Here is a 15558-nt window from a genome sequence, read left to right on the forward strand (position 1 = left end):
ATCTAACGTCCCGGGGTCAGCCCCGGGACGCCGGCATGGATGTCAGATGTGGCCAGATACCGGATGTGGGCAGCCGTCTCGCTCAGCGCGAGACGGAACTGAAGCCCGCCCAATGATTCCCATCCCCGTGACCACGTGAGCTGACGGGCGACCTCATGCACTGTGGAGGCACCGGCGCTCAGGACATCCAATACCTCGCGTGAACGTTCTTCAATGTGCACTTCGAGCTGCCTTGCCCGGCCGCCAACGCCCTGGAACCTGTATTCGTGGGCGGGGCAGGCCTCGTACCGGTCGTTGCCACTGATCCGCCGCAGGGACTCGATGTTGTTCCTAAGAGGATCGGTATCCCCGCGGATTTCGAGGGAAACGTTGGGGGAAATGCGTGGAAGAATGTGGTCCCCCGTGAGCACCAGTTCACCGTCGTGATCCCACAGGCAGATATGCCCTGGAGTGTGCCCTGGCGTCTCCATGACGCGCCAGTTGCGCCCAGCGACGGAGAGGATGTCAGCGTCGCCCAGTCTCCGGTCGGGGTCCGGCAGCCTGCGCAAATCCAGAAGTCCCTGAGGGCTCATGGCGGCTTCGGCCGCTCGCGCTTCCGGCACGCCCCAGGCCAGCATCCGCGCACGGTCAAGTGCTGACTCTTCATGGGCGTCCTCGAACACGGAGATGTTCCTGCGCTCGTTTTTCCCCAGTGCGATCCATGCACCCGAGTCCCTGGCCAGCCGGGCCGCCATGCCCAGATGGTCGGAGTGAAAATGCGTGGCGACAATGCCGGTGATTTCGTTGGGCCCAATATCCAGGTGTGCCAGGGCCGACAGGAGCTGGCGATGTCCTTCGTCGCTATCGAATCCGGGATCGACCACCACACATTCGTCGCCGTCGTGCAGCACGTAGCTCAGTGTGTAGCGCATCGGATTTCCAGGAAATACCACCGGCACGCTGTCAATGCCGGCGGAGACCTCCTCCGCCGGAGGGAGAATGCGGCGTTGCCAGGCTTCCCGCTGGGCCGTTCCTGTGATCGTGACGGAGCTATTCCGCATGATTGTTGAACAGTGAGAAGAGTTGCGTGGCGCCGCCGTCGATCAAAAGTTCGGCGCCGTTGACGTTGCGTGCTTCATCGGTCAACAGATAGGCGATCATGGCGCCGATCTCCGCTGGCTCGATGATGTTTTGTGTGGGCACGCGGCGCCGAACTTGGTCACGGACTTCCTGGATCACCATTGGGGTGTTGACTACGCCGGGGCAGATTGAGTTGATGGTGATTCCGGTGCCCCAAAAGTCTTCCAGAAGGGATCGGGTCAAGTTGGTGAGGCCAGCCTTGGACGATGCATAGCTGGGGTAGGGATAGCCGGTGGTCCCGGCGATCGAGGCGATGTTGACGATCCGTCCCCAACCAGCTTCGATCATGCCCGGAGAAAAGGCCTTGATGAGGTTGAACGGTCCCACGAGGTTGACGTCCAAGGCGCGGCGAAAGGACTCCGCGTTGCTGTCGGCGAGAAACTTGCGGTCAAGGATCCCTGCCGCGTTGACCAGTGCATGCACCGGCCCCACCGTCGAGGTGACCTCGGCCCTCAGATTCTCGACGGCGGACTCTTCAGCGACGTCGGCGGCGAAGGAATAGGCTTTGCCGCCGTCGTCTCGAATGGTTTGGGCAGCCGCTTCGCTGGCCTGAGCATTCAGATCCACGCACACGATGGTGTGCCCGGAGCCGGCGAGGCGTGCGTTGATACCGCGGCACATGCCACCGCCCGCTCCAGTGACCAGGACGGTGAGGGGAGTTGTAGTCATTTGCGGTGTCTCCTGCAATAGATTATGTCGGTGCGGGTCTGCACTGGCCGGCTGGTGCTTAGGTATTGCTGGTAGCCAGAGAAGGGTAGTCTGTGTAACCTTCCGGACCGCCGCCGTAGATTCCTGATAGGCGCAAGGGCTCCAGCGGTGCCTGTGTGCGGAACCGATGCGGAAGATCGGGGTTGGCGATGAACAACCTGCCGAACCCCACCAGATCCGCTGTTCCGTCGGCCAGGAGCCGCTCTGCGGATGCTTGGTCATGTCCACCAGTGACAATGACGACGCCATCAAACAATGCTGCGAGTTTCTCGGTGGGGATCGAGTCGGCAGGGCGATCCACCGTCGTGGAGCCGGCGATCTCCGGCTCCACGAGGTGCAGATAGGCGAGGTTGAGGCCATTGAGTTGGCGGATGACGGTGGAATAGAGTGTGAGTTTGTCTGAATCGTGGGCGTCCATCCAGTCCGATGACGGTGAAAGTCGGACCCCGATGCGCTCCATCGGGAGGTGCCGTGCGATCTCCTGAATGACCTCGTGAAGGAACCGTGTCCTGTTTGCGATGGAGCCGCCGTAGTTGTCGGTTCTATGGTTGGACCCGTCGTTCAGAAACTGGTCGATCAGATAACCATTGGCGGCATGCAGTTCGATGCCGTCGAATCCTGCGCTGATAGCGTTCCGTGCAGCCGTCCCATAGGCCTCGACGATCCCGGCGATCTCCGCCACCGTTAGTTCGCGCGGAGTCTCGTACGGAATTCTTCCCGTGGCGCTGCGGTACTGGTAACCGGTAATTCGGACCGGTGATGGGGCCAGCGGGGGAAGAGCGTCCGGCTGGACACTGGAATGAGATTGGCGGCCTACATGCCACAGCTGGGCGTACACGACAGCACCCTCATGATGGGCTGCCCTGACCACGGGACGCCAAGCCGCCACTTGTTCGGCCGAGTAGAGCCCAGGAACCCGCGCGTAGGCCGAGGCTTGGGGCGTGATGACCGTTCCTTCGCTGATCACCAGCCCGGCACCGGCACGTTGCCGGTAGTACTCCTCCATCAGAGGCGTGGGCATGCCGTCATCTGTTGCACGGCTTCGGGTCAACGGAGGCAGGACGATGCGATTCATAAGCTGCTGCCCGCCGATGTCGATGCCGTTGAACAATTGACTCCCTGATTTCAAGGCAATCTTCCCTCCACTAACAAGCGCTTGTACGTTTCTTAGAACTTATTTGAAGTTCTTCGTGATGTCAATGGCTGCCGGCCCCGAGCGGACGCTTGTTAGGATAGAGAAAATGGCGAATGAAATGTTGAAAAGGTGTGATGGTATGACTGTGCGGCCTGAACGAAACACGGCTCAGAATATTAGGGAAGGCGCCGCAAAGCTCTTCTTCGAGCGGGGGTATGACGCCACAACGCTGAGGCAGGTGGCCTCTTCTGCCGGGTTGAAAGTTGGCAGTCTCTACAACCACATCGACAGCAAGGAGCATCTTCTTCAACAAATCATGGGGGGCATCATTGATGACCTTCTTGAGCGCGTCCAGGACGCTGTTGCTGCCGCCAAGGGAGGGGACAGCGTAGACCTGCTCCAGGCGGCCCTTGCCGAGCACATCACCTTCCATGCCGAGCGGGCACAAGAGGTCTTCATTGGCAATGCTGAGCTGCGGTCGCTGCCACAAGACGCGCGTGAGCTGGTTATTAAGAAGCGGACAGACTATGAACTGTTCCTGGAAAAGTTGGTAGCCGAAGCTGGTAACGACGACCTCGCGGACATCATTGACGCCAAGATTCACGTGTACAGCTTCGTGGCCCAAGCGACTCATATTGCCGGCTGGTTCAAGCAGGGTGGCCGGTATTCGCTTAACGACATCGTCCGGATCTACACGCGGTTGGCTCTTCGGGAGCTGAAAGTTGTCGACGCAGATGAACGCGTGGGACCGATTGGCGGCCGGCTCTAATCAATTCGGGGCCAGTTCCTCATTGTCGTCAAGCGAAACGCCCGGCTGGATCCTCCAGCCGGGCGTTTCGCCATTAGTCCCGGGGTCTTTAATACTCAGACCGGGGTCCGAGGTTGGCCCTTACTGCTCTTCGTGAAGTGACTGTTTAAAGCGCTCGGGTAGTGTCAAAGTCGCGATAACGGAGATCAAGACGAGCCCCAGGGCGATAGCTGTCAGGGCCAGTGTTCCGTTGTCTGTGTTCTGGAAAATCCATGCAGCGATGAATGGGATGGGTGCACCAAAGATCAAGCCCGCCAGCGTCATGCCGAGGGCCGATCCGGTGTAACGCATGCTGGTCGGAAGTGATTCCGAGAAGAAGGCGGCCTGAGTTCCTGCTGCGATCTGAATGCCACACAGCGCAGTCGCGATGATCGCAACACTGGCCGGGTAGTTCATCGAGTTCATAATCGGGAACATGGAAGCGGCCGCGATGCCCTGCAAGGTTAATCCAAGCAAGAATGTCTTCTTGCGGCCGATCCGGTCACTCAGCTTCCCACCAAATAGCGCTGCCGGAATGGAGACGATGTTGGCGATGAGCATGAGTCCGAAGGTGATGGAGTTGTCGTATCCGAGCTCCTTCGTTAGGTAATTTACGGCATACGTCACGCTGATCCAGAATAGGCCTGCTGACGCTGCCCAAGACAAGACCAGCTTGATAACAGTTCCGGGCTTTTTCGCGATCACTGACAGTGCACGTTCCTGCGGGATCGCTGATTCGGCAGCCTTTTTCTGGTTCTCCTTGAATGCGGGGGTTTCTTCGACCCGGCGACGGATGAAAACACCCACGATGAGTAGCAAAACACCCATCAGGAAAGGAATGCGCCATCCCCATGAGGCAAATGCTTCATCTGAGAGGAATAACGCCAGGCCGGTGAGCGTTAATGAAGCGAAAGTTTGAGCGAGAGGTGACCCCGTGGCAAGAATTCCTCCATACAAACCTCTGCGGGCTGTAGGTGCATGTTCGACAACCAAGACCTGGACGCCGGTTGCTTCGCCGCCAAGGGCAAATCCTTGAAGGAAACGCAGAACAACTAGGAGCGTTGGTGCAAGGATCCCCACCATGGCGTAAGTGGGAAGGAGGCCAATCAAGACTGAAGCTGCGCCCATAAGTACGAGGGTGAACATCAGAATATTGCGGCGCCCGATCTTATCGCCGAGCGCACCGAACACGACCCCGCCGAAGGGGCGGGCGACCATGCCGGCCCCGAAGGTGGCAAATGAGGCAAGAATGGCCGTGTTTTCGTCAAAACTGGGAAAGAAAAGTTGCGGAAAAAGAGTTGCCGAGAGTGTGCCATAGACGGCGAAATCAAACCACTCCAAGGCCGTGCCAAAAGTTCCGCTCACTACGGCCGTTCGAGCCGTCTTTGGATCAAAGGATGGGGCTTCACCCTGCTTGGATGGAAGCTGTTGAACAGGCTTCGTCAATTCTGACACTGGAAATACTCCTTGAAGTGTTGGAAAGGGAGGGGCATTTGCCGGCAGTCCTCGTGCAGGCGACTCATGGTAGTCGCCGGTTCCTCTTCTTTGAGATGGCCGAGGCCCTGCGGGCTGTTGGGAGATCACTGCCCATTCACATGAACAAGCGTTTGTACGCAGTCTAGGTTGTGATGCGCATCGCACGCAAGAGGCGCTTCTTTCTGGAGGTAGCAAGAGGGCTACATGGACACGCTTAGCTGAATATGCCTGCGCGGTGGGAGGATTTAAAGGAGTCCACCCTTGATCTTGCGGGATGAGCCAAGTCACGTTAGGCTTTCGAACAAACGCTTGTTCGTTGAAGAATAAGTTTGGTGGCGTCCGAGAAGAAACGGCCCACATCCGCCCGACTGAGGAGTGAACAGTGCGAACGATTGGTGAGTGGATCAGACTCAACCACCGACGCTATCCGACGCGTGAGGCCGTTGTTGACGGCGCCAGCCGACTGACCTTTGGGGAGCTTGCGGAAAGCGCATGGGGCCTGGGACGTGGTCTGCGCGATGCAGGCATCCAGGCAGGGGACAGTGTTGGTGTTCTGGCAGGTAACTCTGTCTTCAACGCGGAAGCCTTCTTTGCCGTCGCAGCCGCTGGAGGCACGTATGTGGCCTATAACTGGCGGTGGGCGCCCGCAGAGCTTGCCGTGGGCATCAAAGAGACCGGGGCCAAGATCATCCTCGTCGAAGACCGAATGGTTCCCAATGCCGAAGAGGCGTTGGAGATCCTTGGCCGGACTGAGGATGAGCTGCCGCGGCTGGTGGTGCAAGGCGCAGGCGTCGAAGCCATGCGCACCGGCTCGGGCCCATTGGACGACATCACCACCCTCGACAGCCCGCTCTGCATCATCTACACCGGTGGGAGCACGGGAACGCCGAAGGGTGTTGTCATCTCGCACCGTGCAGCCGCAGCCAATGCTTTCAATGAAATGTATGACTGTGGAGTGGGCAGCCGGCGCGAGGAGCGCGGCCTGATCGTTACCCCATTGTTCCACTCGGCTGCCTTGCTGTGCTGGCTGGTCCCGCACTTCATCGCGGGTGCCACCAGCGTCATCGCCGAAAAGTTTAGTGATGAAATTGTGGTGGACCTTGTGGGACGGGAACGGATCACCAATACCTTCCTCATTCCGAACATGATGCGCCGGCTCATGGAGACCGGCGTCTTCGCGGATCCGGCCATCCAGACCCACCTCAAGGCCGTCCATACCGGGGCGGGCTTGTTGCGAATGCCGGACAAGCAGCAATTTACCGACCTGTTGCCCGGAGCCGGGTTGTACTACAGGTACGGTCTCACCGAAGCTGGTCCCATGGTCACCAGGCTCAGGCCTGAGGACATGCTGGATCCAGCTGTGGACGGATCCATCGGGACCGAGTACCTGCTGGCAGAAGCTCAGCTGCAGAACCCGTCCGGCGAGCTGGTCGCCCCCGGCGAGCTCGGCGAGATCTGTGTCAGGGGGCCTTCATTGATGACTGGCTATTACGGCCGACCTGAGGCTACGGCTGATGCGTTCCGCGGCGGTTGGCTGCATACCGGAGACCTTGCAGTGCAAGATGACCGTGGCTACTACTTCTTCCGCGACCGGCTCAAGGAAATGATCAAGACCGGAGGCGAAAACGTCTATTCGGCGGAAATTGAACAAACGCTCTACATGCACCCGGCCATCCTCGAGGCCGTGGTTATGGGGGTCCCGGACCTGAAGTGGGACGAAGAGGTACGTGCCGTCGTCGTCCTACGAAACGGAACCAACGCAAGCTCCGAGGACCTCTCAACATTCTTGCGGGGCCACCTGGCCGGATACAAAATACCCAAGAAGATCGTTTTCATGGGAGCCGACCAGCTGCCGCGGTCCGCGGCCGGAAAGCTCGTCAAGTCACAGCTCAAATCAAGTCTAGGGTGGGGCGCATGAAACTTGCAACAGTACGTATTGAAGGCGGCACATCTGCCGCGCTCGAGGATGAGGGATCCTTGATTTTGCTGCCGTTTGTGGACGTGGGGGACTGGCTGCGTGCCGGGTCGCCGGACGTGCGCCAGTACGACGGCGGCGCGCGCCTTCCGGCGGAAAAGGCTGACTTTGCGCCGCTGGTCACCTTGCCCGGAAAGATTGTTTGTGTTGGCTTGAACTACCGCGAACATATTCTGGAGATGGGCCGAGAACTGCCGCCCTACCCCACCCTTTTTGCCAAGTTCGCTGACGCGCTGGTTGGTGCATATGACCCTATTGTCCTGCCGCCCGGCTCAGTGGCTGTTGATTGGGAAGCCGAGCTCGCCGTGGTGATCGGCAGCCGCGTCTCACATGCCACGGACGAAGAAGCCGCGGCAGCCATCGCAGGATTCACGGTTGCAAACGACATCTCTGCCCGCGACTTCCAACGCAGGACAACGCAGTGGCTGCAAGGCAAAACCTTTGACGACACCACGCCGCTGGGACCGTACCTGCTCACGGCTGACGAGTCAGGCAGCGCGCCTGGGCTCAGTATCTCCTGCTCCGTAGATGGATCCGGCAAACAACTGGCCGACACGGCGGATCTGGTATTTGGCCCCGTCGAACTAGTTCGCTACATCTCAGCTGTCACCACGCTGAATCCCGGCGACGTGATTCTCACCGGGACCCCCGGGGGCGTCGGCGACGGCCTCAACCCGAAGGAATTCCTCACCGATGGCAGTGTCGTCACCACGTCGATCTCTGGCATTGGCGAATGCCGCAACACCTGCATCCTGCGCTGAAATTCCAGCCCTAGTACTAAGGACACTCATGTTCACCAAGATCCTCATCGCCAATCGAGGCGAAATCTCCGTTCGGGTCGCCCGCAGCTGCCGCGCCCTGGGCATCGAATCAGTAGCCGTTCATTCGAGCGCGGATGCCGGTTCCCTGCACGTCCGGGTGGCGGACACCGCCGTAGACCTCGGAGATGGCCCGGCCAGCGAGAACTACCTCAATATCCCCAAGATCATCGCAGCCGCCCTGGATTCGGGCGCCCAGGCGATCCACCCGGGTTACGGATTCCTCTCGGAAAACCCGCAGTTCGCAGAGGCCATTGCGGCCGCAGGCCTGACCTTCATAGGCCCCTCCGCGCATGCCATAGCCACGATGGGTGGCAAGGTGGCAGCCCGTGAGGTCGCGGCGCGCGTTCAGGTTCCACTGGCTCCAGGCACCAACGGGGCCATTGCCAGCGCGGCAGCCGTCGAGGCGTTCGGCACCGAACACGGATATCCCGTGCTGGTTAAGGCTTCGGCCGGCGGCGGCGGACGCGGCATGCGCCGCATCGACTCCGCAGCCCAAGCCGAGGAAGCCTTTGCCGCCGCCGTGCGGGAAGCCACAGCAGCTTTCGGGAACGGCGAAGTTTACCTCGAGCGCTACCTCACCCGTGCGCGGCACGTCGAGGTTCAGATCTTCGCTGACACACACGGAAACGTCGTCTACATCGGTGACCGCGACTGCTCGGTGCAGCGGCGCCATCAGAAGCTGATCGAGGAGTCCCCGGCACCTGGCCTGAGCGATGCGCTGCGCGAGGCAATGGGCGAGTCAGCGGTACGGCTGGCCCGAGAAGTGGGCTATGTGGGGGCCGGAACCGTTGAATTCATGGTCGAAGACGACAAATTCTACTTCCTGGAAATGAACACCCGAATCCAGGTGGAGCACCCCGTCACGGAAATGGTGCACGGTGTGGACCTGATTGCTGAGCAAATCCGGGTGGCAGCCGGTGAAAAGCTCTCCATCATGGACAACCTGCGGCCCAAGGGTGTAGCAATCGAGGCCCGCATCAATGCCGAAGACGTTGCCGAGGGCCGCTTCGTGCCCTCGCCCGGACCTGTTGATGTGCTGCGGGCACCGGAAGGTGAAGGCCTTCGCTTCGACGCCGGCTACGAATCAGGTGATACGGTATTGCCGCTCTATGACAGCCTGATCGGCAAGCTCATCGCCTACGGCCCTGACCGTGACACTGCCATCAAACGCCTCCTGGATGGTTTGGATCGGCTTCAGATTGAGGGCCTGTCCACCACCGTCCCCGCCGCCAAGATTATTGTTTCCCACCCGGATTTTCAGGAGCTGCGATTCAGCACCCTATGGCTGGAGGAAACAGTTGACTTCACTGAAGCAGAACCTGTGGACCGCGCCAACGTAGAAGTCGGTGGACGATTCTTCATCATTCCCACTTTCAGCGATTACGGGTCAGCTGGCGGATATGGCGCTGCAGCGCCCACTCTTGCCGCAGACTCCTCATCAAATGACTCCGCAACCGCAGTGGGGCGTACGCGGAAGGCCCGCGCGAAGCGCGAGGTCATTAGCGACGGAACCGTGAAGGCTCCAATGCAGGGAACCATCGTCAAGATCAACGTAGAACCGGGCCAGAAGATCGCCAAGGGTGATGTGATGTTCGTTCTCGAAGCCATGAAGATGGAGAATCCCATCGCCGCACCCATGACTGGTGTTGTTGGGGAGATTGCCGCAGGCCTTGGCGAGTCATTGGCCGCAGGTACCTTGCTGACTACGGTCACAGCGGAGGACGCAGCATGAAGCCTTTCCGCTCGCTCCTCTTTGTGCCAGGCCATAAACGGGACTGGATCGACAAGGCGTTGAATTCCGACGCCGATGCTATCATCATCGATCTTGAAGATTCCGTACCCTCACAGGACAAGGCATTGGCGCGCAGCAACGCAGTCGAAGCTCTCGAAGCACACGACGGTTCGAAGGGGATACTGATCCGTCCCAACGCGTTGGACACAGTGTTCTTTGGTCGCGACATAGCCATGGTGACGCACCAAAACCTGACAGCTTTCCTCCTGCCCAAACTGTTCTCCCGTGACGATGTGGTCCGTTTCGACGCCCTGGTCACTGCTGCAGAGCTGGACCACGGTATTGATCGCGGAACCGTAGAACTGGTGCCGTCACTTGAAACCGCAGCGTCCATCAGCAAAGTGGACGAAATTCTTGCGGGCCCGCGGGTTGGCGGTGTCATGGCGGCAGCGGCCAAGGACGCGGACGTCTCGAGGGAGGTCGGCTTCCGATGGACTGCCGCGGGCGTAGAGACGCTATACCTGCGCAGCAAGGTGGTGGTTGCCGCGCGCGCCGCCGGCATCCGCACCATAGTTCTTGGTCTCTGGCAGGAGGTCCGAAACCTCGATGGTATGCGCACCTTCGCGCAGGACAACAGCGGGCTGGGTTACACCGGGCAGGTGCTCATCCACCCTTCGCACGCTTCCATTGCGAACGAGGAATACGGCCTGAACGAGACTTTGAAGGACTACTACGAGGGTCTGATAGAGGCCTTCGAGGAAGGCCAGCGCAACGGACACGGGGCCGTCTCTTACCGCGGTGACCATATTGATCTGGCACATGCCAACCATGCACGCGAGGCCTTGGCCCTCGCCAATGCCTAACCGCATTAACCACTGACGAACGCAAGCAAAGGAGGCCAGTCATGGCCGGAATGTATTACGAAGACTTCACCGTTGGAGAAGTCATCAAGCACGAGGTAACCCGCACCGTCACAGAAACGGACAACCTGCTCATTACTTCGCTCACCATGAACGTCCAACCGCTCCATCTGGATACCGAATTCGCCAAGAAGAGCATGTTCGGGCGCCAGATCGTCAACAGCATCTTTACCCTTGGCCTGGTCACCGGAATCCCAGTTCAGGAAACGACCCTGGGCACCACGCTTGGAAATCTTGGTTTCCGGGACATCGAATTCCCCAAACCTGTATTCTTCGGAGACACTTTGCGTGTTGAAACTGAGGCCCTCGACAAGCGGGAATCCAAGTCCCGCCCGGAGACAGGAATCGTCGGCATCGAACACCGCGGCTACAACCAGGACGGCGAACTGGTATGTGTGGTTCGCCGGACTGCCTTGATGCTCCGCCGTGCCGGCCAGCAAGCTGACGTGGCGGCTTCTTCCAGCCAGTAGCCAAAGTGCATTGCCGTGCGGCCCGTGTCGAAAAGCAGCGGACGGTACGACAGTTTGCGACGCAACGGTCGACTGCTTCAGCTGACCGGTCTGCAGGTCAAAAAACCTCGTAAGTCAGCGATGTGTGCCGCGAGAAACAACGCGCCAGGCACGCGAATCAAGCTCCATATGGACGAAGAATGCCCCGCCAAGAACTTCCTGGCGGGGCATTCACGCTCGCACATCGTCAGGTCCCGAGGTAGCTGTATCGTCAAATAATGCGCTCACCAAAACTCCTTTTGCCACAAGGATCTGTCCCGGACACTGGCAAAGAATGGGCAGAAGAGAATCTACCTGCTGCCCATTTCGAACAACGGTTGCAGGCCATCCAGGATTCCACGACTGTTGGATAGCCGGACTGCTGGACACTGGAAGGGATGAAGGGGTCGAATCCTCAATGCCTTCCGACATTACGAATAGCCAGGGTCTCATCGCCTCGCCGGAACCCTAGCGGGGCATTCGTTTGGTCGGGGATGGTGCGGGACTGAGCTCGCCGTTTAATGAAACCTCCCAGCTGGCCATGCCACCGACGAAGCACTTCACAGTTGACCACGGCAAACGGTCCAGCAATTCACCACAGGTCTGGCAAATGGGAATGGGGCCTCCGCGAACATTGATGTTCGAGGAGGCCCCATTCCTGTATGTCGTGCCTCGCTACGATTGTGGAAGCTCTGCCTCGCTGTCAGGGGAGGCGCCGAGGTAGATGTGCTGGATCGTCTTGTCCTCGCGCAGTTGTTGGCTGGTGCCTTCCAGCACAATGCGACCAGCGTTGAGTACGTAGCCGCGGTCGGCCAGGCCCAGCGCCGCGTGGGCGTTCTGCTCCACCAGCACAACCGTCAGTCCGGATTCGCGCCGCAGGTCACCGAGAACGTCCATGATGCGGGCCGTGATTTGCGGTGCCAGACCCAGGCTGGGCTCGTCCAGGAGCAAAATTGACGGGTCGCTCATCATCGCTCGTCCAATGGCCAGCATTTGCTGCTCGCCACCACTTAGGGTGCCTGCCAGTTGTCCGCGTCGTTCGAGTAACCGCGGGAATATTTCGAAGATTCGATCTTGCAATTCCTTGGCGTTCCCACGGTGACGTGATGTGTAGCCGCCCAGAACGAGGTTGTCTTGAACTGATAAGGAGAAAAAGACTTGCCGCCCTTCGGGGACGAGTACACAGCCCTGTTTGACGACCGTGGCCTGTGACATTCTCCCGGTATCCTTGCCAGCGATCGCAACTGTTCCATTTCGGAGTTTGTGCGAGCGTGCAATGACATTCAGAAGGGTGCTTTTTCCTGCGCCGTTGGGTCCGATGATGGTGACGATTTCCCCGTCCTCCACCTGGAACGACACGTCGTGGAGGACTTTGGTGCGCCCGTAGGCGAAGTTAAGGTTGCTTACTTTTAGTGCCGTGTTCATGCCTGCACTCCTGCCTTTCCGGTGGCCGGGCGCTCCGGCTGGCTCCCGCTCTTGGTTGTGTCGTCCTCTGCCTCGCGTATGGTTTCTTCTCGGGCCACACCGAGGTAAGCGGCGATGACCGCGGGATCGGCTTGGACTTCAGAGGGAGAACCTTCGCTCAGGGTCTCGCCAAAGTTGATGACATGGACTCGGTCGGCGCTGGCCATCACAAACTCCATGTCGTGTTCGATAACCAGCACACCAAGGCCTTCTGCGGCCAGCTGGCGAAGCAACCGCATGAGTGTCTTCTTTTCAGCCTTGTTGAGTCCGGCGCACGGTTCGTCAAGCAAAATGACCTTTGGCTGGCCGGCCAAGGCCCGGGCGATCTCGATGCGCTTTTGCTGACCCATGGAAAGGTTCTTGGCATCCAGGTGTGCCAGGTGAGCCAAACCAAGACGGCGCAGAATGATGCCGGCTTCTTCGTCGAGTCGATGTTCTTCCTTTACAGCGCCTGGAGTCGGCAGGGCTGAACGGGCCATGCCGACCTTCCCACGAAGGTGTGCCCCGACTTTTACCGTAGCTGCAACGTCCATGTCTTCAAAGAGGCAGGGGGTTTGGAAAGTCCTTGCCAAACCGTGGCGGGCAACCTTGAATGCAGGCATGCCTGTGACGTCTTCCCCGTCAAGAATGACAGACCCTCCTGTGACTGGAAGATTTCCTGACAACAGGTTGACAAGGGTTGATTTGCCAGCGCCGTTGGGTCCGATGACGGCCAGCACTTCACCGGCGCCGATGGTCAGAGAGATATCGTGCACGGCAGTAACTCCGCCGAACTTTTTGATGACGTGGCGGGCTTCCAGTACGGGGACCAAGTCCGCACGCTGGGCAGCCGCATGTTCGCTGTCGTGCCGTCGGCGTAGTTCGGACATGCTTGTAGCGCCGTCTTCGTCCTCGGGTTCAGTGAGTAAGGGAGGTGGGCTTTTGCGCTTATGCAGCCGTCGGGCAAGCGCTCCGACTGCCCCTGCTATTCCATCGGGCCGGGCTACCAGGATGATGACGAGGAGCAAGCCAAGGAATAAGGTTTGTCCAGCCCCGACTGCGGCTGACCCGAGCAGGCTGGGCAATGTGGCCTCGATAAATTGGTTCAATACTTCCAACCCGATGGCGCCCACAACTGCACCCCAGGGCGTGCGCAAGCCGCCCAGAACAGCAATAACCAGAACATCAATGGCTGTGGATGCTCCGAATGGCGGCGGATTGACGTACATCACTTGATGGGCGTAAAGAGAACCGCCGATGCTGGAAACAATCGCCGACGCCGTGAAGATGCGCGTCTTGGAGGAAGCGATGTCGATGCCGGCCGAAGCAGCGGCAGCTTCATGTCCACGAATGGCTTTCAGAGCTCGCCCTTCACGGCCCTTGCTCAACTTGAGGCATCCCCACACAACGAGTCCCACGAGAACCCAGTTGAGAATGAAGAACTCATTGGTGTTCACCAACTCGCGGCCGAAGAAGTTCAGGGGCTCAACTGCGAGCCCGGAGGAAGCTCCAGTGAATGAAAAATTATTGACCAGAAGGAAAAAACCCTCTGTGAGGGCCAAGGTGGCCATCGCCAAGAAGTGCCCACGCAAGCGGAATATCGGCCGGCCCAATGCATAGGCGACCATGGCTGCCAGTGTGGCACCGACAATTATCGCCAGCAGGCCAGACACGCCGAAGTTGGCTGTCAGCAGTGCACTTGCGTATGCGCCTATTCCGTAGAATGCGCCAACGGCTAGCGAGAACTGGCCTGCATACCCTGTCACAAGGACCATGCCGAGGGCCAGCAAGGCCATGATTCCCACTGTGGCGCCCACCCCGGCGATGTAGTCGCTGAGAGTGAAACCGAGCGCAAGCACGGCGATGGTCCACGCTACAGGACCGAGCGGCCCCGCCCATGGGCGGGAAAATGGTGAGTTTTTTGCAGTGCTTTTGGTTGGAGCCTGTGTATTAGACACGGTCGCTCACCAGCTTTCGAGTCAGGCCCTGGGGACGAACGATGAGCAGCAGGATCAACAAGGCAAAGACTATGGTTTCGGAATGCGTCGTTGAGATATTCATTGCGGCAAATGTTTCCACGGCCGCGATGATCACACCACCGATCAGTGTGAGACCAAGTTTGTCGAATCCACCGAGTATGGCTGCAATGAAGCCTTTGAGTCCCAACGCGAACCCGGCGCCCACGGTGATGAAGGATGTGGGTACCTGTGTGGCCAAAACGGCACCACTGATGGCCCCGGAAAGGGCAAAGGCCACGGTCGCCATCACGGTGAGGCTGATGCCGACGACGCCGGCGGCATAAGGGTTGACCGCGCAGGCGCTGAGTGCCTTGCCGGTCACTGTCCTGTTGAAAAATATGGTGAGGATCAGGTAGGCCACCACTGTGATGGCAATGACCCAGAGAGACTGCAGAGGGATGGCTGCACCCCCGACGCTCAGGGATGGTCCTTGGGTGATGGGGTCGAATTGCCTAGGGCCCGTCCCGAAGATCAGTTGCAGAGCGGATCGAAGCGCAATTCCAACCCCGAGGGTGACGATGGTTTGTACAAGCAGTCCTTGTCGGCGCAAGGGACGGATCGCTAGGTGGTACATCACCACGCTGATGATGGCCGCACAAATTGCGCCGACGAGAATGGCTGCCAGTGGAGGCATCACGGCAGAGGCGACAACAGCACCAAATGCTCCGGTTACGGCGATGTCACCTTGCGCGAAGTTGACCATCCCGGTCATTCGGTGAATGACGACAAAGCCAATTCCCATCGCCCCGTAGATAGCTCCCGTCGACATTGCCGTGAAGAGCAGCTGTAGCATACTTTCCAACTTGGGCTCCGATTCGTTGATTTTCTGATTTACAAGGAGTTCCCCGACAAGAAATACCTTGACATACAAACGCTTGTTCGTTTGAATGACTCTAAGGGTGATTAAGCGCACATGTCAATGAGTGTTTTGCCCGG

General features: G+C 59.1%; 13 protein-coding genes. 6 read left to right on the forward strand and 7 right to left on the reverse strand.

Going from position 1 to position 15558, the window contains the following annotated elements; genetic code table 11:
* Positions 1-2: 2 nt before the first annotated feature.
* Genes art_RS16510 through art_RS16520 form a run of 3 tightly spaced genes read right to left on the reverse strand, consistent with a single transcriptional unit; the run spans position 3 to position 2956 of the window.
* Positions 3-1040 (reverse strand): MBL fold metallo-hydrolase, encoded by a 1038-nt coding sequence (locus art_RS16510; RefSeq protein WP_038466597.1) that lies wholly within the window; start codon positions 1038-1040, stop codon positions 3-5.
* The gene (locus art_RS16515; RefSeq protein WP_038466600.1) at positions 1030-1788 is read right to left on the reverse strand and encodes an SDR family NAD(P)-dependent oxidoreductase; all 759 of its coding nucleotides are present in this window, start codon (positions 1786-1788) and stop codon (positions 1030-1032) included. The genes art_RS16510 and art_RS16515 overlap by 11 nt, the downstream gene beginning before the upstream one ends.
* A 58-nt stretch (positions 1789-1846) precedes the next feature.
* Positions 1847-2956, reverse strand: coding sequence for an alkene reductase (locus art_RS16520; RefSeq protein ID WP_216699551.1), 1110 nt, complete (start codon positions 2954-2956; stop codon positions 1847-1849).
* 112 nt (positions 2957-3068) lie between these two features.
* Between art_RS16520 and art_RS16525 the strand changes: the two genes are divergently transcribed.
* Positions 3069-3731 (forward strand): TetR/AcrR family transcriptional regulator, encoded by a 663-nt coding sequence (locus tag art_RS16525; RefSeq protein ID WP_253901388.1) that lies wholly within the window; start codon positions 3069-3071, stop codon positions 3729-3731.
* Between the two features lie 120 nt (positions 3732-3851).
* Here the strand turns inward: art_RS16525 and art_RS16530 are convergent, their stop codons facing one another.
* Positions 3852-5204 carry an MFS transporter gene (locus tag art_RS16530; RefSeq protein WP_157875323.1) on the reverse strand — a complete coding sequence of 451 codons (1353 nt, stop codon included), beginning with the start codon at positions 5202-5204 and terminating at the stop codon, positions 3852-3854.
* A gap of 403 nt (positions 5205-5607) precedes the next feature.
* On the opposite strand from art_RS16530, the gene art_RS16540 reads away from it, so the two are divergent.
* The 5 genes from art_RS16540 to art_RS16560 are packed head-to-tail and all read left to right on the forward strand — an operon-like array spanning position 5608 to position 11143.
* Positions 5608-7143: a class I adenylate-forming enzyme family protein gene (locus art_RS16540; RefSeq protein ID WP_038466610.1), complete on the forward strand. Its 1536-nt coding sequence runs from the start codon at positions 5608-5610 to the stop codon at positions 7141-7143.
* A complete protein-coding gene (locus tag art_RS16545; protein ID WP_038470694.1) occupies positions 7140-7961 on the forward strand; it encodes a fumarylacetoacetate hydrolase family protein in 822 nt (273 codons plus the stop codon). The genes art_RS16540 and art_RS16545 overlap by 4 nt, the downstream gene beginning before the upstream one ends.
* 28 nt (positions 7962-7989) lie before the next feature.
* A complete protein-coding gene (locus art_RS16550) occupies positions 7990-9753 on the forward strand; it encodes an acetyl-CoA carboxylase biotin carboxylase subunit (RefSeq protein WP_038466613.1) in 1764 nt (587 codons plus the stop codon).
* Complete coding sequence (locus art_RS16555; RefSeq protein ID WP_038466616.1) at positions 9750-10616, forward strand: CoA ester lyase; 867 nt, start codon at positions 9750-9752, stop codon at positions 10614-10616. Before art_RS16550 ends, art_RS16555 begins: the two co-directional genes overlap by 4 nt.
* Positions 10617-10657: 41 nt before the next feature.
* Positions 10658-11143, forward strand: coding sequence for a MaoC family dehydratase (locus art_RS16560; RefSeq protein ID WP_038466618.1), 486 nt, complete (start codon positions 10658-10660; stop codon positions 11141-11143).
* A gap of 693 nt (positions 11144-11836) precedes the next feature.
* Here the strand turns inward: art_RS16560 and art_RS16565 are convergent.
* From art_RS16565 to art_RS16575, 3 genes are all read right to left on the reverse strand, one after another.
* Positions 11837-12586 (reverse strand): ABC transporter ATP-binding protein, encoded by a 750-nt coding sequence (locus art_RS16565; protein ID WP_038466621.1) that lies wholly within the window; start codon positions 12584-12586, stop codon positions 11837-11839.
* Positions 12583-14463 carry an ATP-binding cassette domain-containing protein gene (locus art_RS16570; RefSeq protein WP_038466624.1) on the reverse strand — a complete coding sequence of 627 codons (1881 nt, stop codon included), beginning with the start codon at positions 14461-14463 and terminating at the stop codon, positions 12583-12585. The genes art_RS16565 and art_RS16570 overlap by 4 nt, the downstream gene beginning before the upstream one ends.
* A 91-nt stretch (positions 14464-14554) precedes the next feature.
* Complete coding sequence (locus tag art_RS16575) at positions 14555-15535, reverse strand: branched-chain amino acid ABC transporter permease (RefSeq protein ID WP_162182069.1); 981 nt, start codon at positions 15533-15535, stop codon at positions 14555-14557.
* Positions 15536-15558 lie beyond the last annotated feature (23 nt).

The sequence above is a fragment of the Arthrobacter sp. PAMC 25486 genome (assembly GCF_000785535.1).
Lineage (GTDB): Bacteria > Actinomycetota > Actinomycetes > Actinomycetales > Micrococcaceae > Specibacter.

Coding starts and splice junctions, on each gene's coding strand:
- art_RS16560 (WP_038466618.1), top strand. CDS start 10,658: ATGGCCGGAATGTATTACGAAGACTTCACCGTTGGAGAAGTCATCAAG.
- art_RS16550 (WP_038466613.1), top strand. CDS start 7,990: ATGTTCACCAAGATCCTCATCGCCAATCGAGGCGAAATCTCCGTTCGG.
- art_RS16515 (WP_038466600.1), bottom strand. CDS start 1,788: ATGACTACAACTCCCCTCACCGTCCTGGTCACTGGAGCGGGCGGTGGC.
- art_RS16525 (WP_253901388.1), top strand. CDS start 3,069: ATGGCGAATGAAATGTTGAAAAGGTGTGATGGTATGACTGTGCGGCCT.
- art_RS16510 (WP_038466597.1), bottom strand. CDS start 1,040: ATGCGGAATAGCTCCGTCACGATCACAGGAACGGCCCAGCGGGAAGCC.
- art_RS16555 (WP_038466616.1), top strand. CDS start 9,750: ATGAAGCCTTTCCGCTCGCTCCTCTTTGTGCCAGGCCATAAACGGGAC.
- art_RS16545 (WP_038470694.1), top strand. CDS start 7,140: ATGAAACTTGCAACAGTACGTATTGAAGGCGGCACATCTGCCGCGCTC.
- art_RS16565 (WP_038466621.1), bottom strand. CDS start 12,586: ATGAACACGGCACTAAAAGTAAGCAACCTTAACTTCGCCTACGGGCGC.